General features: G+C 63.9%; 23 protein-coding genes. 16 read left to right on the forward strand and 7 right to left on the reverse strand.

Annotated elements, in window-relative coordinates:
- Positions 1 to 181: 181 nt before the first annotated feature.
- Positions 182 to 1,984, reverse strand: coding sequence for a diguanylate cyclase (locus V8U06_RS24755; RefSeq protein WP_427142942.1), 1,803 nt, complete (start codon positions 1,982 to 1,984; stop codon positions 182 to 184).
- A gap of 274 nt (positions 1,985 to 2,258) precedes the next feature.
- Here V8U06_RS24755 and V8U06_RS24760 point away from each other — a divergent pair, with 274 nt between their 5' ends.
- The 4 genes from V8U06_RS24760 (at position 2,259) to V8U06_RS24775 (ending at position 5,582) form a co-directional block, all read left to right on the forward strand.
- Complete coding sequence (locus V8U06_RS24760) at positions 2,259 to 3,560, forward strand: TadE/TadG family type IV pilus assembly protein (protein WP_427142943.1); 1,302 nt, start codon at positions 2,259 to 2,261, stop codon at positions 3,558 to 3,560.
- Positions 3,561 to 3,729: 169 nt separating this feature from the next.
- A complete protein-coding gene (locus V8U06_RS24765) occupies positions 3,730 to 3,999 on the forward strand; it encodes a hypothetical protein (RefSeq protein ID WP_427142944.1) in 270 nt (89 codons plus the stop codon).
- Between the two features lie 253 nt (positions 4,000 to 4,252).
- The gene (locus V8U06_RS24770) at positions 4,253 to 5,152 is read left to right on the forward strand and encodes a LysR family transcriptional regulator (RefSeq protein WP_427142945.1); all 900 of its coding nucleotides are present in this window, start codon (positions 4,253 to 4,255) and stop codon (positions 5,150 to 5,152) included.
- Between the two features lie 148 nt (positions 5,153 to 5,300).
- A complete protein-coding gene (locus V8U06_RS24775) occupies positions 5,301 to 5,582 on the forward strand; it encodes an ArsR/SmtB family transcription factor (protein WP_427142946.1) in 282 nt (93 codons plus the stop codon).
- Positions 5,583 to 5,609: 27 nt separating this feature from the next.
- Here V8U06_RS24775 and V8U06_RS24780 read toward each other — a convergent pair whose 3' ends face one another.
- The 4 genes from V8U06_RS24780 to V8U06_RS24795 form a co-directional block, all read right to left on the reverse strand.
- On the reverse strand, positions 5,610 to 6,656 hold the full coding sequence (locus V8U06_RS24780) for an acyltransferase family protein (RefSeq protein ID WP_427142947.1): 1,047 nt from the start codon (positions 6,654 to 6,656) through the stop codon (positions 5,610 to 5,612).
- Positions 6,653 to 7,930, reverse strand: coding sequence for an O-antigen ligase family protein (locus V8U06_RS24785; RefSeq protein WP_427142948.1), 1,278 nt, complete (start codon positions 7,928 to 7,930; stop codon positions 6,653 to 6,655). Before V8U06_RS24785 ends, V8U06_RS24780 begins: the two co-directional genes overlap by 4 nt.
- 7 nt (positions 7,931 to 7,937) lie before the next feature.
- A complete protein-coding gene (locus tag V8U06_RS24790) occupies positions 7,938 to 9,146 on the reverse strand; it encodes a polysaccharide biosynthesis/export family protein (RefSeq protein WP_427142979.1) in 1,209 nt (402 codons plus the stop codon).
- 66 nt (positions 9,147 to 9,212) lie between these two features.
- Entirely contained in the window at positions 9,213 to 9,887 is a 675-nt protein-coding gene (locus V8U06_RS24795) for a sugar transferase (RefSeq protein WP_427142949.1), read from the reverse strand.
- A gap of 711 nt (positions 9,888 to 10,598) precedes the next feature.
- Between V8U06_RS24795 and V8U06_RS24800 the strand changes: the two genes are divergently transcribed.
- On the forward strand, positions 10,599 to 10,919 hold the full coding sequence (locus V8U06_RS24800; protein ID WP_427142950.1) for an exopolysaccharide production repressor protein: 321 nt from the start codon (positions 10,599 to 10,601) through the stop codon (positions 10,917 to 10,919).
- 87 nt (positions 10,920 to 11,006) lie between these two features.
- On the forward strand, positions 11,007 to 12,020 hold the full coding sequence (locus V8U06_RS24805; RefSeq protein ID WP_427142951.1) for a glycosyltransferase family 2 protein: 1,014 nt from the start codon (positions 11,007 to 11,009) through the stop codon (positions 12,018 to 12,020).
- A gap of 83 nt (positions 12,021 to 12,103) precedes the next feature.
- Here V8U06_RS24805 and V8U06_RS24810 read toward each other — a convergent pair whose 3' ends face one another.
- Positions 12,104 to 13,030 carry a polysaccharide pyruvyl transferase family protein gene (locus tag V8U06_RS24810; protein ID WP_427142952.1) on the reverse strand — a complete coding sequence of 309 codons (927 nt, stop codon included), beginning with the start codon at positions 13,028 to 13,030 and terminating at the stop codon, positions 12,104 to 12,106.
- A 62-nt stretch (positions 13,031 to 13,092) separates the two neighbouring features.
- Positions 13,093 to 14,052 (reverse strand): glycosyltransferase family 2 protein, encoded by a 960-nt coding sequence (locus V8U06_RS24815; protein WP_427142953.1) that lies wholly within the window; start codon positions 14,050 to 14,052, stop codon positions 13,093 to 13,095.
- Positions 14,053 to 14,174: 122 nt separating this feature from the next.
- On the opposite strand from V8U06_RS24815, the gene V8U06_RS24820 reads away from it, so the two are divergent.
- From V8U06_RS24820 to V8U06_RS24865, 10 genes are all read left to right on the forward strand, one after another.
- The gene (locus V8U06_RS24820) at positions 14,175 to 15,653 is read left to right on the forward strand and encodes a lipopolysaccharide biosynthesis protein (protein ID WP_427142954.1); all 1,479 of its coding nucleotides are present in this window, start codon (positions 14,175 to 14,177) and stop codon (positions 15,651 to 15,653) included.
- Positions 15,654 to 16,021: 368 nt separating this feature from the next.
- Positions 16,022 to 17,146, forward strand: a complete 1,125-nt coding sequence (locus tag V8U06_RS24825) for an acyltransferase family protein (RefSeq protein ID WP_427142980.1) — start codon at positions 16,022 to 16,024, stop codon at positions 17,144 to 17,146.
- Position 17,147: 1 nt separating this feature from the next.
- A complete protein-coding gene (locus tag V8U06_RS24830; RefSeq protein ID WP_427142955.1) occupies positions 17,148 to 17,933 on the forward strand; it encodes a glycoside hydrolase family 16 protein in 786 nt (261 codons plus the stop codon).
- Positions 17,934 to 17,944: 11 nt separating this feature from the next.
- Entirely contained in the window at positions 17,945 to 19,174 is a 1,230-nt protein-coding gene (locus V8U06_RS24835; protein ID WP_427142956.1) for a glycosyl transferase family 1, read from the forward strand.
- Positions 19,164 to 20,162: a glycosyltransferase family 2 protein gene (locus V8U06_RS24840; RefSeq protein WP_427142957.1), complete on the forward strand. Its 999-nt coding sequence runs from the start codon at positions 19,164 to 19,166 to the stop codon at positions 20,160 to 20,162. The genes V8U06_RS24835 and V8U06_RS24840 overlap by 11 nt, the downstream gene beginning before the upstream one ends.
- Positions 20,159 to 21,082: a glycosyltransferase gene (locus V8U06_RS24845; RefSeq protein WP_427142958.1), complete on the forward strand. Its 924-nt coding sequence runs from the start codon at positions 20,159 to 20,161 to the stop codon at positions 21,080 to 21,082. Before V8U06_RS24840 ends, V8U06_RS24845 begins: the two co-directional genes overlap by 4 nt.
- On the forward strand, positions 21,079 to 22,059 hold the full coding sequence (locus tag V8U06_RS24850; protein WP_427142959.1) for a glycosyltransferase family 2 protein: 981 nt from the start codon (positions 21,079 to 21,081) through the stop codon (positions 22,057 to 22,059). The genes V8U06_RS24845 and V8U06_RS24850 overlap by 4 nt, the downstream gene beginning before the upstream one ends.
- 4 nt (positions 22,060 to 22,063) lie before the next feature.
- A complete protein-coding gene (locus V8U06_RS24855) occupies positions 22,064 to 22,969 on the forward strand; it encodes a UTP--glucose-1-phosphate uridylyltransferase (RefSeq protein WP_226922106.1) in 906 nt (301 codons plus the stop codon).
- An 84-nt stretch (positions 22,970 to 23,053) separates the two neighbouring features.
- Positions 23,054 to 25,408 carry a polysaccharide biosynthesis tyrosine autokinase gene (locus tag V8U06_RS24860; protein WP_427142960.1) on the forward strand — a complete coding sequence of 785 codons (2,355 nt, stop codon included), beginning with the start codon at positions 23,054 to 23,056 and terminating at the stop codon, positions 25,406 to 25,408.
- A 128-nt stretch (positions 25,409 to 25,536) separates the two neighbouring features.
- Complete coding sequence (locus V8U06_RS24865) at positions 25,537 to 25,842, forward strand: putative quinol monooxygenase (protein WP_427142961.1); 306 nt, start codon at positions 25,537 to 25,539, stop codon at positions 25,840 to 25,842.
- Positions 25,843 to 25,854: the final 12 nt, after the last annotated feature.

Consider the following 25,854-nt stretch of genomic DNA (forward strand, 5'->3'; position numbering starts at 1 on the left):
AGCGGGAATCTGACACTACTATATTTATAGTTTTCAATTAAAATTCTATTAAACCAAGAATTTAACTTGATGACTTTTACAGAATATATTTGCATACGTCATTTAAATGAGAAAAACTCAAACCATTGAACGAATATAATTGAAGTTATACATAATACGCATTAAAAGAGCCTTGAATTTCTCAACGAAGAGCCCGCAGGTGTGAGGACCGCGATCCGGGCGAAATCTCCTCTATATCCGTTGCCCCCTCGTCCGTTGCGCAGACCCGGTTGCGGCCCTGCGCCTTGGCGCTATAGAGGCGACGGTCCGCGATGGTGACGATCTCGCCCCAGTCGGCCGTCATTCCGGGTGTGCGAACACAGAGGCCGATGCTTGCGGTGACCGAGATCTTGGGCTCGTGTTCGATGTCCAGCGCGGCGATGCTTCGGCGCAGACGCTCTGCGATCTCGACCGCCGGCGCGCCATCGCTGAGGTCGAGAATGATCAGGAACTCCTCGCCACCGAAACGCGCCACGATATCGCTGCCGCGCAGCACGCGCCGCATCTGGTCGGCCACCGTCTTGAGGACGACGTCTCCGGCCGCGTGCCCATAGGTATCGTTCACCCGTTTGAAATGATCGAGATCCACGATCAGCACGCCGACCGGCCAGTTGTTGCTGTCCGAATCCCGCATGCGGGCGATGGCCAGGTCCTCCACGGTGCGCCGGTTGAGCAGTTGCGTCAGCGGGTCCCGCTCGGAGAGGAAGCGCAGCGTCTCCGTCAAACGCCGCTGCTCCTGTTCCATTTCCTTCTTCTCCCGCAATTGCTGGCGCAACACGGCGATGCTGTCGAAAATTTCCTCCAGTTCGCGGCTCGCAGCCGGGTCACGCCGGCATTCCGCAAGGCTGTCGCCGGCAAGGGCGAGGATCTGGTTGCGGGCGGCCAGAAGGGGGGAGAAAAGCAGGCGTCCCACCACGAAGGCAAAACCGAAGAGCAGAGCACAGGTCATGCCGAAGGCCACGGCGCCGGCGAGAAGCGAATTGCCTGCCGCATGGGCGCGAGCCTGCGCACCCTGGACGGTATCGCGGATGATTTGCGCACGCAGGTGCTGGGCCGCCTCCAGGCCGCGGACATAGCGATCCGTGAAGGCCTTGGCCGATATTTTTCTGCCTTCTTCGTGCAGGCGCAGGACTTCGTTGAGATAGGGTAATGCTCCCAGGAAATAGGCCTGGTTCGTCGCCTCCACCGCGTCACGCACGTCAGGCGTCTTCAGATGGGCCGGCGCGAAGAGGCGAAGATCGTGCCACAGCAGGGCAAGCCGGGTGCGTGTCGCCGCCATCGCCGCCAGTTCCTCCTTGCTTGCGGTGGAACCGGCAAGGCGCAGCACGGTGTAGGAACCGAGGCGACCGGCGGCCTCGCGCAACGCCCCTGCCTCGTTCACGAGAAAGATTTCCGCCGAAAGGTTCCGCGTTCGGGCGATCACCTCGCCCCCGAGCTTGTCACGCAGGGCAAAGGCGGCATCCGCACAGCGGAACATCCTGGCGACAGCTTCCGCCACGCGATCGGGCGACCGCTTGTCCAGGGGAAGCGCGGCAAGCCTGTCCACGGCGACGCGGGCGCTGCGAAGATGGGCCTTCAGGAGCGCGAAATCGGCAAAGTAGCGGCCGCCTCTGCCAACTTCAGGATGGAATGCATCGAGGAGTTCGGCAAGGCGCCTGTCGGTCTCCACCCGCTTTTGATGCAAGGCACCGATGACGGCGGCGCCGTCGCTCGTCATCGCATTGTTGGCCGGCCCTCGCTCGGCGGATATCGCACCTGCCGCGATGAGAACAACTTCGTAACGGGCCAGTTCTTCCGCCTCGGTTTGTGCGTCCTGTCGCGCGGTCCAAGCTTCGGCCAGGAAATGGCCGGCAACGATGGCGCAGCACAGAAGAATGCCACCGCCGGCACCGAGGAGAAGATGCTTCAATCGAATGGAGGGCTTTCGCCCCGGCTCGCCCGTCATGCCTGCGACTCCCCAGATGCCACGGCCGACAAGCCGCACCCGTATGCTCCTCAGGCTTCCTTGAAGAATTGACATATGTCAGATGAGACATTCTCATCACCGGGAGCGCGATTGTCGGTTGGCGCTCGCGCGTGCCTGCAAAGCCGGTCTTTCCGAAGCAGCGCGCATTCGCCGGCAGATGAATCCGCCGCAAAAGCTTGATTATCGCTCACAAAGTCTTGGTACGGCTTTCAATCTTTCAAACCTCCAATGGCGCCGTCATGAGGAGGAATGGATGAACCCGAGATCGCTTGCCCGCCTGCCCAACTGCCGCCGTGGCAATTTCGCGATCATGGCCGCCCTGATCATGCCGGCGCTGATCGGCGCGGCGGGGATCGCTCTTGATGTCTCCCAGGCGCTTCTGGTCAAATCCCAGTTGCAGGATGCAGCGGATGCCGCGCTCCTCAACGGTGTCGCGCCAAGCTCAAAGATCATGGCTTTCGCGCTGCAGAGCAATGCCGAAGGGGAGGTCGCCGCCCCGACGACGGAGGTCGAAGCCTTCTTCAAGGCAGCGATGCACGACAGCAGGTTCGCGAAGGATATCGCCATCGACACGATCAAGACGAACAGGAAGGACGGCGCCCTTCTCGCCACGATGATCTACAAGGCCTCGGTGCCGACGACCCTCTCGCGGATTTTCGGCTATGAGCTCATCGCCGTCTCCGGGATCGCGACCGTCACGACGCCCCTGCCGCTGTTCCGGGATTACTACGTGCTGCTGGACAACTCTCCCTCCATGGGCGTCGCCGCGACCGTGCAGGACATAGCCCTGATGGAAAAGAAGACCTCGGGCAAATGCGCGTTTGCATGCCACACCACGGAAACGGGCGGCCAGGACAACTACCAGATCGCCCGGGCAAACAAGATCAAGCTCCGGATCGACCTCCTCGAAAAGGCCGCACAGGTGATGATCGAGACGTCGGAGGAAAAACGGACCTATCCCTCGCAGTATCGTTTCGCGATGTACAATCTCGGTTCGCAGATCAGCACACCTCAATTGACACTCTTCTCCGAGATGGCCTATCCGTCGAAGGCGCTTCAGGAAAACCTGAGCACGCTGCAACTGATGTCCCTGAGACGGCATGGGGAACGCGATCACGCCGGAACCGAGCTCTTCGCAGCCATGTCCACGCTCGTCGACCTGATGGGCAACCAGGGAACGGGGAAAAGCGCCGCCAATCCGCTCAAGACAATTATCGTCGTGACCGATGGTCTGGAAAACAGCCGGAAGCAGGACTGCGCAAAGCCCAAGGTTCCCTCGAGCGGGGTCTGCCAGGAACCCCTCGACGACAAGGTGTGCGACACGGCCAAGAAGAAGGGGATCGATGTCGCAATCCTCTACACGACATACCTGCCACTGCCGGACGATAGCTGGTACAGGCGCTGGATCAGCCCTTTCCAGAGCGAGATCGGCAAGAGGCTCGGCGCCTGTTCGAGCAAGGACATGTTCATCGAGGCCACGTTCAAGGACGACCTCGCAAAGGCAATGAGCGCGCTGTTCGAAAAGACGCTCGGCAGCAGCCGGGTGGCTGAATAGGCCGGCTCAAGAATCCACTGCGTCAGGACCAGGTTGTGAGTGCGCGTCATGCACTTGAATTATCGACAACGATAAAAGCCTTAATGGATGTTGTCGCCTCCCCCATTCTCATGGTTGAAGGGCAAGGTAATACTGCGCCGACCGAAGCGCAGCCAGCCCGAGCCACCCCATGATCGTGTACACCTACTCCGTCGTCGCACTGGATCCCACGACCCGCCATGACCAGCCCGGCGCTTTCTTCGAAAGCCTTGACGAGGCACGGCAGGCGGTACGCATCTTGCGCAACGAGGTGATGCGGGATGGAGCCGAATGGGCGCCGGTCCGCATCGAGACGCTTGAAGTTTCCCCCATCGTGACGAGCCGAAGCCTCGTTCGGCTGCTGAATGACGGGATTGCCTCTCTCGTCCAGCGCCATGAGGCGACGGAAACGATTTCCTGACGCTTGTGTTCGGCTGCACACCATCCGTCTTTTGGACGCCATCGCCGAACGACCCGAAAAAGATGAGCTGGACGCATCGAGAAATCTCATAGTGTTGAGGAAAATTCACATATTCGCCGGCGATGCGGATCCGAATTTTGTCCGCCTTGCGCTTTCGTTTCCGCAGCGGCGCGCTACATGATCCAGCATAGGCGCCGCATGCGGCCGGGGCATCGCATGCCGACTGGCCGGCAAGGAATGGGGAACCACGACAATGCACTGCAATATCAGGGCGCTTCAGGTGTTTGAATGCATCTATCGGCATTCTTCCATCGCCAAGGCGGCGGAGGAGCTGGCGATCACACGCAGCGCTATCAGCCACCAATTGCGCTATTTGCGCATGCAGATCGGCGAGGAACTGATCGAGAAGACGGGGCGCAACCTCACCTTCACGCCCCGCGGCATCAAGCTTGCCAAATCCCTCTCCTTCGCCTTCTCCCAGATCGAAAATTCGATCCAAAGCAGCATCTGCGAGGCGAACCCGACCTTGCGCGTCGCCATGTGCAGTTCGTTCGGCCCCGGCTGGCTGATCCCCCGGCTCGAGCGATACGCCCAACGCACCGAGTGCCGGCTGCAGATCAGCCTGCAGGGCTACCAGCCGGAACTGAGCGACGCGGTCGCTGACGTCTTCTTCACGACGACCCCCATCAAGGACGGATTCTGGAGCACCAAACTCTTCGCCGAAAACCTGATCGCCGTCGGTACGGCCGCGCAGGTGGCGCGCAGCCGGGAGCAAAGCCCCATCCTGATCACGACGGACGTGGAAGACCGCACGTTCCTGGACGACTGGCGGAACTATCTCGGCCTTCTCCAGCGGCAGGACCTGCTCGATCGGGCGGCCGTGCTCGGCGCAAGCCATTATCTCTTCGCCCTCGAAATGGCCACGCATGGCCTTGGCCTTGCGCTCGTGCCGCGTTTCCTTGCCGAGGCCCGGCTGGCGGCGAAAGACCTTCAGCTCTGGCACGATCTGCCCATGCCCTCGGGTCGGACCTACTATCTCAACGTCAAGCATGCCCGGCGGAACGAGCCCGATATCCGCAACTTCACCAACTGGGTCCGGCGCATGGTCGTCGAGGGACAGGACGAACGTCCAGAGTTTTCGAAAAGCGCGTGATGGACCATCCGGCATTCTGGATGATCCTCCATCAAGTGAGTGAAAATTCGTCACGCCGATGCGCCTGTGAGCCGGCCAAAGCCGTGATATACCTGCGGAAACATCGACTTAAGACTTGGCAACATTCTCAGCGGCGGAAGGAAAAAGAGTGGACGGCAACGACGATATCGAACGCCACTCGTCCATTCTAAAGGCCATGGGCAATCCCAAGCGACTGGAAATCCTGCTCCTGACATCGATGGCGGAGTGGAGCGTCGGAGCCCTGGCCCGGGAAACGAACCTCAGCCAATCCGCCCTGTCCCAGCATCTCGCCAAACTGCGCCAGCACCAGCTCGTCGGTAGCCGCAGGGATGGTCACACCATCTATTATTCGTGCCCCACGAAGAGCGTGGAACGGATCATCGCCATCTTGAATGTCGACGCAGACTGAGGGACCGAAGATGCCCGCCGGGAAACCTCATGCACGCCGCTGGGTGCCTGGAGAGGACCAGGGGCGCCAGCGTGTGAGAGGAATGTTCCTGCCTTTAAGGAGCGGGCGCTCGACGAGGACATAGGCACAGAGCCCCACCGCGATGCCGGTGCAGGCCGAGACAACAAAGGTGATGGGAGGTGAGAGGCCGAGGCTCGCACCGGCCTTTGCCGCGACGGAAATCGCAAAGGTGTGCCAGAGATAGATCGAGTAGCTCGCCGCGCCCAGCAGCGCCGGAAACTTCAGCAGGGGAATATCGCCGCTTCTTTCGAGGGATGCCGTGCCGTAGACGAGGGCTATCGCAAGCGGCCCGCATGTCCATTCATCGAAAGGCAGCTTCAGGGCGGCGATCGCCGCGAAACCTGCCAGCGACGCGAAGATGAGGGCGAGCGCTTGCGGGCGGCCCGGAACCTTCCCGGCGAGCCAAAACTGGCCGATCAGCATGCCGGCGACGAATTCCAGGATGATCGGCCGCGTATAGGTTACGAAGAGAGCATTGTCGCTTTCAATCGCGAAACCGAGCGCCACCGCGCAGAGAAAGACCAGCGCCACAACCGCAAGGCGAAGGCGTGCCGGCAGGAAGAGGCAGGCGGCGAACACCCCGTAGAAGAACATTTCGTAGGTGAGCGTCCAGCCCTGGACGAGCACCGGCCAGATCTCACCGCTGCTCGGCGAGCGCATGGGCACGAAGAAGAACGACGCCATGACGTGGCTGGCCGTCAGCACCAGATTGGGGAACAGGCCGGCGACCCCGCCCGCAATCATGACCGTGGTCGCCAGCCAATAGACGGGCGCGATGCGCCGGAGCCGCTCCTTGAGAAAACGGCCGGGTGAAACGGGGCGTCGTTCGACGATCACCCACATGATGAAGCCGCTGATGACGAAGAAGACGTCGACGCCGGCGGCGCCGATCGCGAAGGCGAAGCCGCTGCGTTCGGCGGCGTGGAAAAACACGACCGCAAGCGCCGCGAAGGCGCGCAGATACTGGATGCCGTAGAGTGTTCCGCTCGGTTGCGTCGGGGCAGCGGGCGTCATGCGGCCATGGCTCCGCGCCCGCGATGCATCGGCAATCGCTCCGGCCGCGTCTGGAGGGCAGGACGCCTTCGCCCGTCCGTCAGTTTGCCGGCGGCGAAATAGAGCAGGAAAGAGCCGGCATGGTAGGGATTGAGGATGTCGATCTCCACGAAGGTGCGCACCGCGAGCAGCGCCGCGACGGTGAACAGCACCAGCGCCTCCCCGTCCCGCACCGCGGATAGAAGCCGGCCGAGATGTCCGGCGAGCGTGACGACCAGCACCATGGTGAGGAGAAAGCAGCCGATCAGGCCGGTTTCCACCGTCGCGGCGATGAACGTATTGTGGAAGTGGAAGCCGCTGCGCGTCGAAATGAAGAAATCGGCCCAGAGCCGCTCCGCCTCGGCGAAACCCTGTACCCAGAAGGCCTGATAGCCGATGCCGACGACGGGCGCCTCGCCCGCTGCCGCAATGCCCTGCTGCCATAGATAGGTGCGCCCGGTCAGCGTCGCGTCCTTGCCGAAGGCGCCGAGGATCATTTCGTAACCGCCGCCATAGATGGCGGCGAGGCCGCCGAGAACGATCAGCACGGAAAGCGCCGTAAACAGCATCTTGCGGTGAAATGGCGCCAGCATTTCAAGCATGCGCAGCGACAGACAGAGGCCAGCCACGGCGGCGGTCGTCAACACCGATGTCGCCGATTGCGAGGCTTTCAGGCAATAGAGCGCCACCAGAACCGCACCGACCGCGACAAGCTTCCAGAGACCGCGTTCGACGCCGAGAAAGAGCGCGGCGAAGGCGAAAAGAACGGCGAGCGAAGCGTAGAAACCGAGCTGGTTCTTGGAGGCGAAGGCGCCGACGAAGCTATAGGTGCCATCGAGCGGATCCAGATGATAGACGCCGAAGACGAGCGAGAAGAGCAGCACCAGCCCGGTGCCGATCAGCCCGCCGCGCACCAGCGTTTGGGTATCGACGACACGCATGGCGATCAGTGCGCAAACGACGTGGGAAAGGTACTGCACCGCCGCCCGGGCGCTGACGCCCGGCGCCTGCGACCAGAAGACCGAAAGGCAGGCAAAGAGCGCAAAGGCGAAGATCCAGAGGTAATGCGCATAATTGCCGAGCACGCGCTTGTAATCCACTGCGACGAGCGGCAGCCACAGGGCGTAGTAGGCAAGGATCGACACCTGACCGAAACGGAAGGAATAGGCGAAGACGAAGAAGGAGAGCGCTACGGCAAAGGCCGCATAGGCCTCGTTGCCGACAGGTCCGATCAGGCGCGCCTTCGCAATCCGCATGACAGCCTCACTGCGTCGCGAGGTTGACGTCGACCTTGACGACATCGCCCGGCAGGACGGGGGTCGTCTCGGTGGCGCGGATCTGCTCGGTCTTGCCCTTGACGGTGCGCAGGATCGAGTAGCCGATATTGGCGGCGGACAGGCCGCCCTTCAGGTTCGCCGCATCGGCCGACTGCATCAGCGCCTCGGACATCAGGTCGCGGCTCGTGCCGAGTTTCAGCGCCAGCGTATCGAGTTCCTGCTCGGTGTTCTGCAGTTCCTGGGCAAGCTGGGAGTCCCAGTCGTTCTGAAGGTTCGTCTCGTCCTGCGAGGCCTTGTTGATGTCCTGCTTGGCCTTCAGCGAAGCCGTATCGATATCGAGCAGGGCCGCCTGAAGGTCGGCCGTGCGCTGCTCCAGCGCAAGGCGGCGAGAGCTGATGGCAAGGCCTTTCTCGGCCAGCACATCCATCTTGGAAAGGTCACCCTGGACAAGTTCCAACTGTCGGGTCTGCGTCTCGGATTTCTTGCCGAGCGAGCCGATTTCATTGTCGAGCAGCGACTTCAGGTCGGCAAGTGCCGTCAACTGCAATCGCAACCGCTTTTCCCGCGAAGCCATCAACGCCTTTTCGCTTTCCAGGATCGCACGCGCCTCGTCCGACGTGCCGAGTTCCTTCGGCATCGCAATGTCCTTGGCACCGCTCATTTCCGCGGCGATACGCGCGCGACGGATCAGCAGGCGATTGCGCTCGGCGACATAGACGGCGGCCTCACCCTCGGAACGCAGGAAATCGCGGGCGAAACGCTGGCCGGGATCGGCCCGGCGCAGCCCGCCGCCAAAACTGACGGCCTTCAGCACGGTCAGCCCCGGCGCATAGGGATAGGCTCCCGGCGTCTGCACTTCGCCGGACAGATAGACCGGCCGATACTCGGCGATCTCCACCGAGGCGGAGGGCAGATCCTTGAGGCCGAAGAGCACCTGCATCTTCTTGCCGATCTCCACCGAGAGTTCCCCGGGCGTGCGGCCATCGGCCGGCAATTGGCCGATGAACGGCAGGGACAGCGCACCGTCCGCGCCGATGCTGTAGTCGCCGCTGACGGCGCTCCAGTCGCGTATGGCGCCCTCGGCGGTCTGCCATTCCGCAACGCGGATGCGCAGCTTGTCCATCACGCCGAGCCGATACTCTTCGGCCGAGGCCGAGGAGACCAACAACAGGGTCAGGGCGAGGCCGCCGAGCATCCTCGCAGCGACGGCGGCCGCAGCCGCGTTCGGAATCGTCTTCATGGGAATCCTATCCTTTGGTGATCAGTAGCTGCCGCGCGACAGGCAGACGGCCGGAATGGTGCGGGCGACGATGACGAGATCGGAGGTCAGCGACCAGTTGCGGACATAGTGCGTATCGAAGGCGACACGCGCGGCATAGGAGACATCGTTACGGCCGCTGACCTGCCAGAGGCCTGTCAGGCCGGGACGGCTGCGCAGATAGTAGACGGCGGAGGCCTCGTAGAGCTCCAGTTCGTCCTCCACCACCGGGCGCGGGCCGACGATGCTCATCTCGCCCTTGAGGATGTTGATGAGCTGCGGCAGTTCATCGAGGCTGAGCTTGCGCAGGACCGTGCCGACAACGGTGACACGGGGGTCGTCCTGCAGCTTGCGTGTGGCGCGCCATTCTTCCTGCGCCTCCGGATTCTGCTCCAGATATTGCTGGAGAAGGGCATCGCCGTTCTCCGCCATGGTGCGGAATTTCAGGCACCGGAAGGTGGACCCGTTGTAGCCGATGCGGCGGTGGCCGTAGAAGACGCTGCCGCCGTCGGAATATTTCACTAGCGCCATGACCAGCACGAAGATCGGGCTGAGCACGACAAGGGCGGCAAGCGCCATCAGAATATCAAAGCTCCGTTTCGATATCCCCCCTACCGGCGGAGCGCCGGTAATCGAACTGAAAAACGGCGAACTGGCCGATCTGCTCGCGGACTTCATAGAGGTGGCTCCATTGGATTTGCGATATGGTCGGGTCCCTCGGACGCGTCCGGACATCCAATGCGGAGTGTATGGTCACAGTTTGTTTTTCGTAGCGCCCCTCACGGAATTAGTTTCCCGCCACGGAATTTCAGGAAATCTTAATATCCTAAAATTTTATCTATCGAAGCATAGCGCAAGTAATGAATTTCACCTTGAAGCCGAAAAATCCTGAGAGAAGCGCGGCTTTTTCGATCTATCGATCCACAATCACTTCTTTTAAACGACGGCGCATCGCCGGATTTACGAATTTATACAGGTGCAATCCCTAAATACGCGACAAAACAGGAAAAGATACGTGGGATCGTAACAAAATTTTGCGCTGCAATATTATTTTGCACCGCACATTCAATCCATGAGGAGAAGCTCATACTGTAACAAAAGGTGATCGGCCGCCGTGGGCGTCGCAACCCCTTGGCTACCGCACGGATCGGCGCACTCGCCCATTCGGCGCATTTTCCGGCGCAGCCGTCGGAAGGGCGGCAAAATCGGGGCAGAAAGGAGGCCGGCGCGATTCTCGAAAGGGGCCACAACCCGCCCTTAACGGAAGCGCAACACAAATGGGGAAGGATCGGAACAGGCTCCGCCTCGCACTGGTTAATCCTGGTGATTGCACGCGATTGCGCGGAAACCTATAGTCCGAACGAGCCTCCAGGGAGAAGGCAACCACCGATGAAACGTGCGCCGGAAACGAAATGGCGGGACAGCATGGCCTATGCGCCACGCTTCTTCCTGAGCATGGGTATCGCGCTCGTGGCCTTCGCCGTGGTCACTTATATCAGCACGGGCTCCATCGCGACCACCGCCCTCCAGACGTTGATCTGCGCGGTGCTCATCCAGGTCGGCTATTTCCTCGCAACGCTCTATCTCGTCTGGCGCGCCGCGAAGGCGCGCAAGGCAGACACCGAGCTAGGGCGAGCGAAACCCGAGCTCGAGAAGGCGAAACCCAAAGTCTCCGTTCCGATGAACGAGCCGGGCCACTCCAAGCCCTGACGGGCCGTGATCCGGCAGGGCCGTTTTTGTGCCCCCTTTCCCTTTCATGCTGCATTGCAGCGCGGGCAAGCCCGCGCAGACGGTTCAATGCAGGAAGAGAGGTATATCGTGACCCCGGATGAAAAGGTCTGCGTCATCATTGCCGCGAAGAATGCGGAGGAAACGATCGGCCGGGCCGTGCGCTCGGCGCTGGCGGAGCCTGAAGTCGATGAGGTCGTCGTGGTGGACGATGCATCGGACGACCGGACCCTTGCGGCGGCCGCCGCCGCCGACGATACGACCCGGCGGCTCGACATCATCCGCTTCCGCACCAATCGCGGCCCCTCCGCCGCCCGCAACCATGCCATCGCGGTTTCCCGCGCGCCGTTGATCAGCATTCTCGATGCCGACGACTTCTTCTTTCCCGGCCGCTTCCGCCGCATGCTGGCCTGCCCGGACTGGGACTTCATCGCCGACAACATCGCCTTCATGCAAGACGCCGATTCCGGGCGGGAGCCGGAAGACTTCGCCCCGCATCCGCGCCGGCTCGACCTGAAGGATTTCATTCTCGGCAACATCTCCCGCCGCGGTGCGCCACGCGGCGAACTCGGGTTCCTGAAACCGGTCATGCGCCGGGCGTTCCTCGAAGCCCATGGCCTCGACTATCGCGAGGACATGCGGCTCGGCGAGGATTACGAGCTTTACGTGCGCGCCCTTCTCGCCGGCGCCCGCTACACGGTCATCGAAAGCTGCGGCTACGGCGCGGTGGTGCGACCCAATTCGCTCAGCGGACAGCACCGCACGAAAGACCTGGAAGCACTGCACGCAGCCGAGCGCACGATCCTCGCTACCGGCAACGTGCCCTCCGAGGCGGCCGATGCGATGCGCCGCCACTGCCGTCAGATCGGTCAGCGCCATGCGCTGCGCCACTTCCTCGACCGCAAGCGTGACGGCGGGGCGGGAGCAGCCCTTGCCTATGCCGTCGAAAACCCCGCCGCGATGCCGGCCATTGCCCGCGGCATCCTGCGCGACAAGCTGGAAGCGGCGCACAGACGCGTGCGGCCGGAGCCGTCAGTTCCGCAAGAAGGCTTGCGTTATCTGTTGCCCGCAGGGCAGTCGTAGACCGCCCTTGCCGGAGGGAAAGGCCTTCTCCCCACCGGCGGGGAGAAGACCGCTGACGGCATGGACAGCAGCGTTCTCCACGCTCAGAGATAGTCCCGCCGCACCCCATCCAGCACCTCGTAGAGCCGCTCCTTCCGATCCGAAAGACGCGCATCCCGGCTGAGTTGCGGCTCCGCCCGGCTCGCCTGCCAAAGGGCCAGTGTCGACGGGGCCGCAAGGACCTGCTTGGCGGCAAGCCGCAGGCCCGTGCGGGGCGCGGCCTGAAGCACGACCGCCTCCCCCTCGCCGGCCGCATGCGTCGCGCCGTCATAGTCGACACCCCAGAAGCGGGCGCCCTTGATGATCGCCTCGGCGCGGGTGGAAATCGGGATGCGCCGGGCCGCGGGATCGACATCCACGGTCGCAGCCCAGTCGCGCCATTTGAAGCCGTTGATATTGGCCGAGGTGCTGACCGCCACCCAGGGCACGCGGAAGGCATCGGCGAGGATGGCGCCGTGCATGGATTCTGCAACGATCAATTCGCATCCGGCGATCTCCCGGATCACGTCCTTGGCCTCGCCACGCGGATCGATATAGTGCAGGCCCGCCGTGGCGCAGACGACCGGCCAAAGGCCAGCCACCGCCGATTCCCAATGGGGAACGAAAGCACATTTGATGCGCTTCGGCAGGTTGGAAAACTCCGGCATGTCGGCAACCAGCACCGCCGGATCGATGATGCCGAGTTCTTCCGGCACGCCGACCTTTGCCGCGGTCAGCGGGCCGCGCACGCAGCGCAGGTCCCACTGGTCCCGGTCGCGCATATCCGGCAGGGTGCCGTAGCCGAACCCGCTGCCGAGCACCAGCTTGCGGCCCTCCCTTGGCAGCAGGGCGTCGTTCAGTACCGTGCCGACGCCGACCAGCAGCACATCGGCATGCGCCTCGCGCAGTCCCGGCAGCAGGAAATCCCAGAGCCAGAGATTGAGGTCGTCACCGAAATTGCCGTGCTGCGATTCCCAGTAGTAGGGCTTCATTCAAACCTCCTTTGGGCATGTCCGGCCGAAACGGCACCGCACAATGCGAAAAACAAAACGGCTCAGCGGGAGAACTTGCCAACGGCGAGCCCGACGACGCTCGCAAGGATGCGCGGATCGCGCACCGCCCAGCGGGCCAGCATGTCGAACTGCGGCAGCTTGCGGCGCCTGACACGCCGGGCCTGGCTCCAAAGCGCCTGCTGGCGCGCCGTCTGCTTGTAGGAGCGCAGCGAGGCGACCTCGGCCGGACGTTCGGCAAAGCGGCTTTCCATACGGTCGAGTGCGACCCAGGTGTTGAATTGCTGGCTGAGGAATTGCGGCGAGTCGTTATCGACGCCGTGGAAGATGTTGACGCCCTCCCCACGCACCGCGCCGGCCGTGCCGCTCAGGATCACCCGCCCGGCGGCAAGCACGCAGTCGCAGAAGAACAGCACGTCCTCCGCCGCGAGCCGGAGCGCCGCGTCGAAGCGTATCCGCTCGAAGACCGGGCGGGCGACGACCATGGAGGACAGATGCAGGAAGCTCCAGTTCTTGAGCATGACCTGCGTGAGATCGGGAATCTCGATCAGCAGCGGATCGTTGTTGAGGCGCACCGTCGCTTCGGTCTTTTCCAGATCCTCGATGCCGAAATGGTAGTAGAAGGCGTCGCCCCCGGTGATCGAGGCGAAGTAGCAATCGGCGGAAAAATGCGTCATCGCGGCGTGGGCGACGGCGAGATGACCGGGCGTCCAGGTGTCGTCCGAATCGAGGAAGGCGACGAAGTCGGTTCTATCGGAAACATGATCGAGCCCGGTATTGCGCGCGCCGCCCGGGCCGGCATTTTCCTGGCGGATCACCCGCACGCGCGCCTGCTCATCCTCGCTGAAGGCGATCAGGTCGCCATCCGGCGGATAGGGGGATTCGTCATCGACGACGATCACGTCGAAATCCCTGAATTCCTGAGCAAAAACAGAGGTGAGCGCACGCCTCAGGATGCCCGGCTCCTTCTGGTAGAAGGGGATGATAATTGTCAGCTTCGCCATCTTTTCGTCCCTGTGGTTTCTCTAGAAAGAGGTTCGTCTGGTCTCCTCCCACCGGGGCGCGGCCGTTTCCGGCGCAGGCTTTTTGTCGCGTCGAGGCTCCTTTTCTGACAGAGGAATCCTCCATGTCCCAGTCCGTGAACGCGAGGTCGGTAACGCGAAATGTCGGCTGGAGCGTCCTATCCAAGACAAGCACATTCGGGCTTAAATTTGTCACCGTGCCCATTCTGGCCCGGCTCTTGAGCCCGGAAGAGTTCGGTGCGGTTGCCGTCGCGCTCGCCGTCGTGCAGTTCCTGGCGATGATCGGCGGAGCGGGTCTCGCCTCCGCCTTGATCCTCGAAGAAAAGGAGGAAGAGGCGACGATCCACTCCGTCTTCTGGGCCAATCTCGCCTTCGCCTTCCTGATGGCGGCGGGGCTCTACGTCTTCGCCGAGCCGCTCGCCGACTGGTTCGGCGCGGCGGACGCGGCCTGGCTGCTGAGGCTCATGTGCCTGCTCATTCCGTTGCAGCTTGCCGGCGACGTCGCCTATGCGCTGGTGGCCCGACGCATGCAGTTCAGCCGGGATGCGCTGTGGAGCATGATCTCCGAATCGGTCGCCGCCATCGCCGCGGTGATTCTCGCGCTTGCCGGCTTTGGCGTCTTCGCGCTGGTGGCGCAGCTCTTCGTCGCCGGCATCATCCGGCTTGCCGGCCTGTTTTTTGTCTCGCGCTACCTGCCGCGCTTCAGGTTTCATGCCGCGAGCGTCGTCCGGCTGACCCGCTTCAGCCTCGGTCTTATGGGATCTGAAGTCGCCAATTTCGTCACCTTCCAGTCGCCCATGGTGGTGATCTCGCGCTTCCTCGGCCTTGCCGATGCCGGCGCCTATTCCGCGGCCAACCGCTTTTCCAGCATTCCGAACCAGGTGGTGCTGTCGGGCGTCATGGGCGTGCTCTTCCCGGCCTTCAGCGCGATGATGCACGACCGCGCGCGCCGCTCGCAGGCGCTGATGCTCAGCACGCAGGTGACGACCCTGCTGCTTGCGCCGATGATGTTCGGTCTCTGGGCGATCGCCGAGCCCGCCATGCTGTTGCTCTTCGGCCCGCAATGGGCTGCCGCCTGGCCGGTTCTGGGGCTGCTCGCCCTTTCCAAGGGATTGCTGACGCCGTGCAGCACCTTCATTCCCTATCTCAAGGGCTCCGGCCACGGCAGCGCGCTCTTCTGGTGGGCGGTCGGCCGTGCGGTGGCAACGACCGCCGTCGTCGCCTATGGCGCCTATGGCGGCACGCTCATCGCGGCCATGGTTGCCCTTTGCCTCGTCAATGCGGCAGTGCTCGTCGGCTATTCCTGGATCGTGTTCCGGGCGGATGGAACGCCTTTCCTGTCCGGCTTCTACCGCTCGATCCGCCCCATGCTTACCGCCGGGCTGATGGCGCTTGCGGTGCGCAATGCGCTCGATCATTCCCTCGTCCAGCCTCTACATCCCGTGCTGCAGGTCGGCATCGGCATGGCGCTCGGCGGGGTGATCTACAGTCTCCTCACCCTTCTCACCGAACGGCCCTTGCTGCGAAAGCTCCTGAACATGGTGCGCCGTCCTGGCACATCTCCGGTCGCCAACCTGCCTTGAGCCCGCCCCAATTCGGGGCTGGCCGGCCGCATTCGTCGCAGTCTTGCGGATGCCGGACACAGCAGAACTAAAAAAAATCCACCCTGCCTGCACCCAGAAATTGCGCCTAATTCAGTACATTCGAATAGGCCTCAAAGTATTGAAGCGCGGGCCTTCACATTTGTCTCACGCATATGTGAGCGTGTATTTCTGACGAAATGCAAGTCGGCACGATATGCTGCGATGCAACCGCGAGCGCCGGCGAATTTGCTGCGTCGCCATATTTTCCGCTGCCCCGTCACCCACACTGCTCTTCGTAGGCTCAGGTCTGCTCTTGTTTGAAGGCCGCCTTCGGGAACGGCACATAAAGGGGTGACGGAACCGTGCAAATCGACGCGACCGTTTCAGCACGCATCAACATGATGCGTATCGTGCTGATCTCGGGGATCATCTTCGTGCATGTTCCCTATAACCCGGCAACGAGCCCCTATGCGGGCACGTTCGGCGGTCTCGACTGGATGCGGGTATTTCTCGCCGACAGTCTCTTTCGCATCGGCGTTCCCTGCCTCAGCGCCATCTCCGGCTACCTGCTCTTCCACCGCGGCCTCGAGGCCTTCGACTACCGAAAGACGCTTCGAACCAAGGCCTCGACGATCCTCCTGCCGTTCCTCCTCTGGAACCTGGCCTTCCTGGCCTTCGTCTATCTCGCCCAGTCGCGCGGCATCGGCTTCGGCTATCTGCCCGACGTCGTGAACGCCACGCCCCGCGCGCTGATGAATCTCGGCCTTGCGCTCGAGACCTGGCCGATCAACATCCCGCTCTATTTCCTGCGCGATCTGCTCCTCTGCCTCGTTCTTTCGCCGCTCATCGCACTTGCCGTGCTGCGCTATCCGCGCACCGCGCTCGCCCTGATGCTGGCCTATGCGGTGCTGCCGGTGCCGAACGGCATCTTCCTGAAGAAATCCATTCTGTTCGGCTTCAGCTTCGGCGTGACGATGGCCCTCCACCGCATCGACATCCGCCGCATCGACCGTTTCGCCCTGCCGGTGACGCTGGCCGTCCTTGGGGTCGCAGTGCTGCTGTCCGTCGCGCTTTACGCCTTCGGCCCGGAATTTCCCGTCTGGCTCGACATGCTGCGCGCCCTTGCAGCCATGTCCGGCATCTTCGGCGCCTGGGCGCTGTCGGCGCTGCTCATCCGCACCGGTGCGGGCCAGGCGCTGGCGCGGCTCGGCGGGCTCAGCTTCTGGATCTTCTGCGGCCACTACCCGCTGCTCATTTTCTTCTGGATGGTCTGGAACCGGCTCGGCATCGCCCATTACCCGCTGTTCTACGTGGCAAGCCCGGTTCTTGCACTCGCCATTCTCGTTTCCACGCACGCGCTCGCCCGGCGCTTTGCGCCCGCCCTGCACGCGACCCTCACCGGCCGTCGCATGGGTGGCCCCAGACGAACCGTCGCCGAGCGCCAACAGCGCCCGCCGATGAAGCCCACCGGGTCCATCGCTCAAAGGAGGTGACATGACCGTTCCCCCGAACACCATCGCGAAAACAGCCGCCTTTCTTGCGGCCCTTGCCGCCGCAAGCCCCCTCGCCGCGCAGGACGGCGCGAACGGCACGTCCTTCGTCGAAGAATTCGATGGGCTCGACACCGCCCGCTGGTATGTTTCCGACGGCTGGAACAACGGCGCGCACCAGAACTGCACCTGGTCCAAGGACGCGGTGAAGGTGGAGGGCGGCAAGCTCTCCCTCCGTTTCGACGCCAGGCCGACCGGCGAGCGCCAATATGCCTGCGGCGAGGTGCAGACCCGCAAGCGCTACGGCTACGGCACCTATGAAGTGCGCATGAAATCGGCGACGGGTCCCGGGCTCAACTCGGCCTTCTTCAGCTATATCGGCCCCACCGACAAGAAGCCGCATGACGAGATCGACTTCGAAGTTCTGGGCAAGGATACGTCCCGCGTCCAGGTCAACCAATATATCGCCGGCAAGGGCGGCAACGAGAACCTGGTTCCCGTTCCCGGCGGCGCCGACAGCGGCTTCAACGATTATGCCTTCGTCTGGCAGAAACACCGTCTCGGCTATTATGTGAACGGCACGCTGGTGCACGAGGTGACGGACGCCGCAAAACTTCCCACCCACGCCCAGAAAATCTTCCTGTCGCTCTGGGGCACCGACACGCTGTCCGACTGGATGGGCCGTTTCGCCTTTGCCGGGCCGACCGAGATGGACGTGGAGCGCATCGCCTTTACCGCCGAGGGCGAGCCCTGCCAGTTCGACGGCTCCGTCGCCTGTCTCGTGAACTGACGGTGACGGCGATGCTCCGGGTTCTCTATCTCGTTCATGACCTTTCCGACCCGGCCGTGCGCCGGCGGGTGCTGATGCTGCAGGCGGGCGGCGCCTCGGTGACGCTCGCCGGCTTTCGCCGCGGCGAGAACCGGCTTGCCGCAATCGAGGGCGTCATGCCCATCGACCTCGGCGTTACCGGGGATGCCCGCTTCGCCCAGCGCCTCGTTGCCGTAGCAGCTGCGGCGATGACTTTGCCGCGCAAGCTTGCCGGCGCTCCGAAGCCGGACGTCATTCTCGCCCGCAATCTGGAGATGCTTGCCGTTGCCGGGCGCGCTTCCGCCCGCTTCGGCGCCGTTCCCATCGTCTATGAATGCCTCGACATCCATCGCCTGTTGTTGCGGGACGATATGGTCGGCCGGGCATTGCGCGGCGCCGAACGCCATTTCGGCCGAAAGGCGGGCCTCGTCGTCACCAGCTCTCCCGCCTTCGTCACCCACTACTTCAAGCCGCTTTCCGGCATCCATGCCCCCATTCACCTTCTCGAAAACCAGGTGCTGGAACTGGATGGCGTCGAGACCGGCCTGCCCGCCCGGACGCGCCCGGCAGGAAAACCCTGGCGTATCGGCTGGTTCGGCGCGATCCGCTGCCGCAAATCGCTCGACCTCCTTTCCGCCTTCACCCGGCAGATGGAGGGACGCTTCGAGGTGGTGCTGCGCGGAAGACCGGCTTATTCCGAATTCGACGATTTCGACGGCCGCATCGCCCGCGAGCCCCATATCCGCTTCGAAGGCGCCTATCGCAATCCGGAAGATCTCTCCACCATCTATGGCGAGGTCGATTTCACCTGGGCCATCGACTTCTTCGAGGAAGGCCAGAACTCGCTCTGGCTGCTGCCCAACCGCCTCTATGAGGGCTGCCGGCACGGCGCGCTGCCCATCGTGCTGGATGGAACCGAAACCGCAAGGCTCGCCCGGGAGCGCGGCATCGGCATTGCTCTCGCCAACGACCGTCTTGAAACCCTCGTCAACCGCTTCGCCTCGTTCGACGGCGACAGCTACCGGGCGCCTTATGCCAATCTCCTCAAGCTCGGCACGCGGCCTTGGATCCTCGACCGCGCCGATTGCGCTGCCTTCGTCCAGCGCCTGGCCGCCCTGCGGCAGCCGGTCGGACAAGCGGTCGAGCGGGCGACCGAGCAGGCGGCCGCGCTTACCCCTCTTCCTTCCCTTATCGCAAACAAGGTGGATTGCCATGACCGTTGACGCTGCAGCATCCGTGCGGTGCCTGATCGTGATTCCATGCCTCAACGAGGCGCGCTACCTGGAACCGCTGATCCATCATCTGGAACCGACGCTTTCCGATCTCAACGCCACCCTCGTCGTCGTCGACGGTGGCAGCACCGACGGCACGCAGGACATTGCCCTGCGTCTTTCCGAAACCGTGCCCAACATGCATGTGCTCGACAATCCCAAGCGTATCCAGAGTGCCGCGATCAACCTTGCCGTCTCCACCTTCGGCGTCGAGCACGATTATCTCATCCGCATCGATGCGCACGGTACCTATCCGGACGACTATTGCCGCGTGCTGGTGGAAGATGCGCTGGAAACCGGCGCGGATTCCGTCGTCGTCGCCATGCAGACCGTCGGCTTCGGCACCTTCCAGAAGGCGACCGCGGTCGCGCAGAATTCCGTGCTCGGCAATGGCGGCGCCAAGCACCGGGCGGGCACGGAAAGCCACTGGGCGGACCACGGCCATCACGCGCTGATGCGCATATCCGCCTTCCGCGCCGTCGGCGGTTATGACGAAAATTTCACCGCCAATGAGGACGCCGAATACGACTACCGGCTCCATCAGGCCGGCTATCGCGTCTGGATGACCACGCGCACCAGCATGGTCTACTATCCCCGCGCCAGCGCCCTGCCGCTCTTCAAGCAGTATTTCGGCTACGGCCGCGGCCGGGCGCGGAACTTCCTGAAGCACCGCTCGCGCCCGAGCCTGCGCCAGCTCCTGCCGCTGATGGTCGCTCCCGTCGCCGTCGGCGCGTTCCTTGCGGCGATCACCTGGATCGCAGCCGTGCCCTTCATGCTCTGGGCCGCCGCCTGCATGGGCTACGGCGCGTGGATGGCGCTCGGCCAGCGCAATCCCTACGGCCTCCTTGCCGCCGTTTCCGCCATGATCATGCACTTCGCCTGGTCTGCCGGCTTCTGGCGTGAAGTGCTCGACATCCGCCAGCGGAGGGCTTTTGCATGACGGTCCCGCTTCGCGTCGACATCGCCATCTGCACCTTTCGCCGCCCGGCGCTCAGCGAAACGCTCGCCTCCCTCTCGAAGCTGATCGTCCCGGCCGGCGTGCGCCTCGGCATCATCGTCGCCGACAACGACGTCGAACCGAGCGCCCGCGCCCGTGTCGAGGCGGCCATGCCGATGCTGCCGACGGAGATCGCCTATGTGCATTGCCCGGCCGGCAATATCTCCATCGCCCGCAATGCCTGCCTCGATCACACGACTGCCGATTTCATCGCCTTCGTCGATGACGACGAGACAGTCGAACCGCTCTGGCTGGACCGCCTGCTTGCAACGGCGGAAAGAAACCGCGCCGACGTTGTGCTCGGCCCGGTGCGTGCGCTCTATGCGCCCGGCGCGCCCGACTGGATGCGCAGCGGCGACTTCCACGCCACGCGCCCCGTCTGGGTGAACGGCGAGATCCGCACCGGCTATACCTGCAACGTACTGATGCGCCGCGCCGCCCCATCGATCGATGGGCGACGCTTCGACCTTGCGCTCGGAAAGAGCGGCGGCGAAGACACCGCCTTCTTCAGCGCCGTGCATGCCGCCGGCGGCCGCATCGCCTTCGCGGAAGATGCCTGGGTAGAGGAGCCGGTTCCGGCCGCGCGCGCCCGCTTCTCCTGGCTGGCGCAACGCCGGCTGCGCATGGGGCAGACGCATGGCCGGATTCTCGCCCAAAGGCAGGAGGGGCCGGGCCGGCTGAGCGCAGCCGCACTTGCCGCAGCCAAATGCGCCGCCTGCCTTGCGGGTGCCACCGCCTTCGTCTTTTCCCCGATGCGCCGCAACCGCCTCTTGCTGCGCGGCCTCCTCCATGCCGGCACGGTCGGCGGGCTCTTCGGGGCGCCCACCATCGAACCCTACGGCAAGCTGGAGACGGTACGATGAGCGCGCCCGACGTCAGCGTCGTGATCGCCGCCTACAATGCGGTCGACACCATCCAGCGCGCCATCGGCAGCGCACTGAAGCAGGACGGGCTGAGCGTGGAGGTGATCGTCGCCGACGATCGCTCGACCGACGCGACGCGCGCAGCCGTTGCCGCGCTTGGCGCGCCGGCCGTGCGGCTCGTTGCGCTCGACAGCAACAAAGGCCCCGGCGGCGCGCGCAATGCCGGCTTCGCCGCGGCGCGCGGCCGCTGGATCGCCGTGCTCGATTCCGACGACACCATGCGGCCGGACCGCCTTCGCCGCCTGATCGCCGCCGCGGAACGACAGGACGCGGCCATCGCGGTCGACAATCTCGACGTGCTGCACGGCGACGGCCGGATCGAGCCGATGTTTCCCACCACACGTCTTGCGGCCATGCCGCATATGGCGCTGCCCGCCTTCATCGACTCCAATCGGATTTTCCGCGGCACGCACAATTTCGGCTACATGAAACCGATCTTCCGCCGCGCCTTCCTCGAATACAACGACCTTGCCTATGACGAAGGCCTCAGGATCGGCGAGGACTATCTGCTGCTCGCCGCAGCCCTTGCCGCGGGTGGGCGCTGCGCCATCGTCCCGGAGGCCGGTTATCTCTACCATATCCGCGAGGGTTCGATTTCCCGCGTGCTGCGTCTCGATCATGTGGAGGCGATGCTGGCGGGAGATCAACGCTTCCTCGCCCGCTTTCCGCTGGAAGGGCATGCCGCGCGCGCACAACGCCGCCGTACGCGCAGCCTTCGGGAAGCGCACGCATTCCTCGCCCTCGTCCATCATCTCAAGAACCGTTCGCTCGGGTCTGCCCTCAGGGCGGCGCTCGGCGATCCCGTCGCGCTCCGGCATCTTTCCATGCCGATCGCAGCCCGGTGGCGCCGCCTGACGGCACCGCCGGCGTCCCATGCGGCGGCCGCACCCGGCCAGCCGTTCAAGAACAAAGGATAATTCCATGGTGCGAACCAAGACCGTCCGCAAGGCCATCATCCCCGTCGCCGGCAACGGAACCCGCTTCCTGCCGGCCACCAAGGCCATGCCCAAGGAGATGCTGACCATCGTCGATCGCCCGGTCGTACAATATGCCCTAGACGAGGCGCGCGAGGCCGGCATCGAACATGTCGTCTTCGTCACCAGCCGCAACAAACAGGTCATCGAGGACCATTTCGACGACACCCCGGAACTCATCTCCTCGCTGGAAAAATCCGGCAAGGACGACAAGGTCAGCGAACTCGGCCGGCTGCTTCCGGCTGCAGGCTCGGTGAGCTTCACGCGCCAGCAGGCCCCGCTCGGCCTCGGCCACGCCGTCTGGTGCGCGCGCGACGTCATCGGCGACGAACCCTTCGCGCTTCTGCTGCCCGACATGGTTTCCTTCGGCCCGCGCGGCTGCATGGCCGGCCTGATGGAGCTTTACGACGAGGTCGGCGGCAACGTGGTCGGCGTCGAGCAATGCGCGCCGGAGGAAACCGCGCAATATGGCATCGTCGGCAAGGGCGCGGCCGTGCGCCACGGCTTCGCCGTTACCCACATGGTGGAAAAGCCGCGGGCCGGCGAAGCGCCGTCCAACCTCTTTCTCAACGGCCGCTACATTCTCCAGCCTGAGGTCTTCGGGCACCTTGCGCGCCAGCAGCGCGGCGCGGGCAACGAAATCCAGCTCACCGACAGCATGCTGAAGCTCTCGCAAACCCAGTCCTTCCACGCCCATCCCTATGAAGGACGGACCTACGACTGCGGCTCCAAGCACGGCTTCATCGAGGCCAATGTCGCCTTCGCCCTTGCCCGCCCGGATCTCGGCGACGCGCTCTACCCGTCCCTGCGCGACATGGTGTTGTCGCACGAGGGCCGGATTCGCGCGGCATAATCCCGTGGCTCCGGGCCGGTTCGGGCCCGGGGCCATTTTGGGGAGGAGCAGTTTCCATCGCGCCGAAAGGCAGAACGGAGCCCCATGCATCAACGCACCGTACCGCACAGCAGTGTCCTGCGACGGGAACCGGAACCGTCCGATTCCTTCATCGATCTCAACCGCCTGCTGGCGATCCTCGTCCGCCGCGCCCGGCTGATCGGGCTTTGCATCGCCGTCGCCGTCGCGCTCGCCGCCGCCTATCTCGTGTTCGCGACGCCGGTCTATACGTCGCAGACGCAGATCCTGCTCGACGAGGAGCTTTCCCGCTATGCGGAGGAGAGCGAGCCTTCGCCGCAAAGCAGCCAGCAGATCGACATGCGCATTTCGAGCGCCGCCGAGATCCTGAAGTCGGGCCGGCTGGCGCAGCGCGTCGTCGACGACCTGAAGCTTGCCGACAACGCGACCATTCTCGATCCGCCGCAATCGCCCGTCGCGATCCTCAAAGGCTGGGTGAAAACCCTGACGTCTTCCACCGCTCCGCAAGCGACGGAGGAAGCGCTTGCCAAGGGGCGGCGCGAGAAGGCCGCCGCCCTGTTGCAGCAATCGCTGACGGTAGAACGCGCCGGCCGCAGCGCCGTGCTCGCCGTCTCCTTCCGCTCGACCGATCCGCACCTCGCCGCCGCCGTCACCCGGCGCTATGCGGAGGCCTTCTTCGAAGATCAGCTCAGCGCCAATTTCACGGCGACGGAGCAGGCGTCGACCTGGCTGCAGGAGCGCCTGACCGACATCCAGGCCCGCGCGCAGGAGGCCGCACTGGAGGTCGAGCGCTACCGCGACGAAAACGGCCTCACCACGGCGCGCGGCGAACTGATGTCGGAACAGCAGCTTGCCGATCTCAACAGCCAGCTCATCCTCGCCCAGGCCGACGCCGCCAGCACCTCGGCGCGCTACGCCCAGTTCAAGGCCATTGTCGAGCAGGGGCCGGACAAGGCGGTCGAAAATGCCTCCATCCCCACGCAGCAGACCGGCGGCTCCGTGCTGCAGGACCTGCGGGAACGCTATAATTCCGTCGTCAAGCGCGCGCAGGACATCGCGCAGAATTTTGGTGCCGACCATCCGCAGGCCGCAGCGCTCCGGGCGGAGAAGGACGTTCTCGCCGGCCAGATCTACCGGGAGCTCCAGCAGCTGACCGCAAGCTACCGCAACGAATACGAGGTCGCCCGCTCGCGCGAAGTGTCCCTGCGCGAAAACATCGACAAGGTCGCCGGCAGCAACGCCGCGGCGAACCGCTCCTCGGTGCGCCTGCGCGAACTCGAACAGAAGGCGACGGCCCTCAAGGCGCTTTCGGAATCCTATCTGAGCCGCTTCGAGCAGGCATCGCAGAAACAATCCTTCCCCATCGCCAAGGCGCGGGTGATCTCCGATGCCGGCGTGCCGACCTCGCCGTCGAGCCCGCGCAAGACGCTGGTGCTCGCCCTGTCGCTGGTGCTCGGCCTCATGGCCGGCGGCGCGCTGACCTTCGTGCAGGAACTGCGCGAGCGTGCCTTCCGGCTGGAAAGCGACGTGCGCGCGGCGCTCGGCCTCAAGCCGCTCGGCTATCTGCCACTCATCGGCGGCGCACGGAAACGCAAGCCCGCGATGATCGGCGCGAAGGCGCTGAAGGCGGAGCCTGACCCTGCCGACGGCGAGGATGTCGTTCCGCTTGAACGCATGACGCGGGTCGTGCTGGACGCCCCCCGATCCGTCTTCGCCGAAACCCTGCGCAACGCAAAACTCGCTGGCGACGTCATGCTGCAGGGCCGCCAGAGCCGCCAGAGCCGCGTGATCGGCGTCACCTCGGCCCTGCCCGGCGAAGGCAAGTCCACGGTTGCGACCAACTTCGCCGCGCTGCTTGCCGTCAGCGGCAGAAAGACACTGCTGATCGACGGCGACGTGCGCAAGCCCGCTCTCGCCACCATGATGAAACCGTTGCCGCAGGTGGGGCTCATCGAGGCGCTTACCGGAGAGATCCCCTGGAACCAGGCGATCAAGACCGACCGCCAGTCCCAGCTCTCCATCCTGCCCATCGCTGCCCGCGCGGAGACCGGCCGCGCCCGCCATACGAGCGATCTTGTCTCCTCCCCCGCCATGCGCCAACTCATCGACGAGGCCCGTCAGGCCTTCGACTATATCGTCGTCGACCTCCCGCCCCTCGGCCCCGTCATCGATGCCAAGGCTTTCGAGCCGATGGCCGATGGTTTCCTGTTCGTGGTGGAATGGGGCAAGACGCCTGCGAAGCTGGTGCGCGACATCCTGGCCGCGGAAAGCCGGATCGAGGCGAAGATCCTCGGCGTCGTCCTCAACAAGACGGATATGGGCACCCTGCCCCGCTACAGCGATGCGGGTGCCGCCGAGAAATATCGGGACCTCTACGACCAGTACTACATCGATCCGGCGCGCGAGGCCGCGCGCTCGTAGGGCATGTACACAAGAGCGAGGCGGTGGAAATGCCGCCCGCTCGGCCTCCTCAAAAAATCTTTCGCGTCGCGATCCGTTTGCCGGTGGCGGATCGTCCTTGGCCTATCCGAACCCGAAGGAGACATGCCATGTCCGACGAAACCGTCACCCTGATCAACGTCCTGCGGGCAAAGCCCGGAAAGCAGGACGCGCTGATCGCACTCCTGAAAGAGAACATGGACACGGTGGTCCGTACCCTGCACGGCTGGAAGGAAACGCGGCTGATCGCGGCGGAAGACGGAACGGGCGTCGTCATCTGCTCGGAATGGGAGACGCCCGCAGCAGTTGAAGCGATGCGCAGCGATCCGGGCATGAAAGCCTGTTTCCCGAAGATCGCCCAACTGGCAAGCCTCGACTCCTTTCAGGGCAGGATGGCGGCGAGCGCCGCCCGATAGGCATCGTTTGCC

Origin of the sequence: Shinella sp. G-2 (genome assembly GCF_050172695.1) — a bacterium.
Taxonomy (GTDB): Bacteria; Pseudomonadota; Alphaproteobacteria; order Rhizobiales; family Rhizobiaceae; genus Shinella.

Bases quoted from the DNA above. Each gene is read 5' to 3' on its own strand.
- V8U06_RS24835 (WP_427142956.1), top strand. From the start codon at position 17,945: ATGCTCCGGGTTCTCTATCTCGTTCATGACCTTTCCGACCCGGCCGTG.
- V8U06_RS24795 (WP_427142949.1), bottom strand. From the start codon at position 9,887: ATGAAGTCCGCGAGCAGATCGGCCAGTTCGCCGTTTTTCAGTTCGATT.
- V8U06_RS24815 (WP_427142953.1), bottom strand. From the start codon at position 14,052: ATGGCGAAGCTGACAATTATCATCCCCTTCTACCAGAAGGAGCCGGGC.
- V8U06_RS24785 (WP_427142948.1), bottom strand. From the start codon at position 7,930: ATGCGGATTGCGAAGGCGCGCCTGATCGGACCTGTCGGCAACGAGGCC.
- V8U06_RS24770 (WP_427142945.1), top strand. From the start codon at position 4,253: ATGCACTGCAATATCAGGGCGCTTCAGGTGTTTGAATGCATCTATCGG.
- V8U06_RS24805 (WP_427142951.1), top strand. From the start codon at position 11,007: ATGCAGGAAGAGAGGTATATCGTGACCCCGGATGAAAAGGTCTGCGTC.
- V8U06_RS24780 (WP_427142947.1), bottom strand. From the start codon at position 6,656: ATGACGCCCGCTGCCCCGACGCAACCGAGCGGAACACTCTACGGCATC.
- V8U06_RS24840 (WP_427142957.1), top strand. From the start codon at position 19,164: ATGACCGTTGACGCTGCAGCATCCGTGCGGTGCCTGATCGTGATTCCA.
- V8U06_RS24755 (WP_427142942.1), bottom strand. From the start codon at position 1,984: ATGACGGGCGAGCCGGGGCGAAAGCCCTCCATTCGATTGAAGCATCTT.
- V8U06_RS24810 (WP_427142952.1), bottom strand. From the start codon at position 13,030: ATGAAGCCCTACTACTGGGAATCGCAGCACGGCAATTTCGGTGACGAC.
- V8U06_RS24850 (WP_427142959.1), top strand. From the start codon at position 21,079: ATGAGCGCGCCCGACGTCAGCGTCGTGATCGCCGCCTACAATGCGGTC.
- V8U06_RS24845 (WP_427142958.1), top strand. From the start codon at position 20,159: ATGACGGTCCCGCTTCGCGTCGACATCGCCATCTGCACCTTTCGCCGC.
- V8U06_RS24760 (WP_427142943.1), top strand. From the start codon at position 2,259: ATGAACCCGAGATCGCTTGCCCGCCTGCCCAACTGCCGCCGTGGCAAT.
- V8U06_RS24830 (WP_427142955.1), top strand. From the start codon at position 17,148: ATGACCGTTCCCCCGAACACCATCGCGAAAACAGCCGCCTTTCTTGCG.
- V8U06_RS24865 (WP_427142961.1), top strand. From the start codon at position 25,537: ATGTCCGACGAAACCGTCACCCTGATCAACGTCCTGCGGGCAAAGCCC.
- V8U06_RS24860 (WP_427142960.1), top strand. From the start codon at position 23,054: ATGCATCAACGCACCGTACCGCACAGCAGTGTCCTGCGACGGGAACCG.
- V8U06_RS24820 (WP_427142954.1), top strand. From the start codon at position 14,175: ATGTCCCAGTCCGTGAACGCGAGGTCGGTAACGCGAAATGTCGGCTGG.
- V8U06_RS24800 (WP_427142950.1), top strand. From the start codon at position 10,599: ATGAAACGTGCGCCGGAAACGAAATGGCGGGACAGCATGGCCTATGCG.
- V8U06_RS24765 (WP_427142944.1), top strand. From the start codon at position 3,730: ATGATCGTGTACACCTACTCCGTCGTCGCACTGGATCCCACGACCCGC.
- V8U06_RS24855 (WP_226922106.1), top strand. From the start codon at position 22,064: ATGGTGCGAACCAAGACCGTCCGCAAGGCCATCATCCCCGTCGCCGGC.
- V8U06_RS24790 (WP_427142979.1), bottom strand. From the start codon at position 9,146: ATGCTCGGCGGCCTCGCCCTGACCCTGTTGTTGGTCTCCTCGGCCTCG.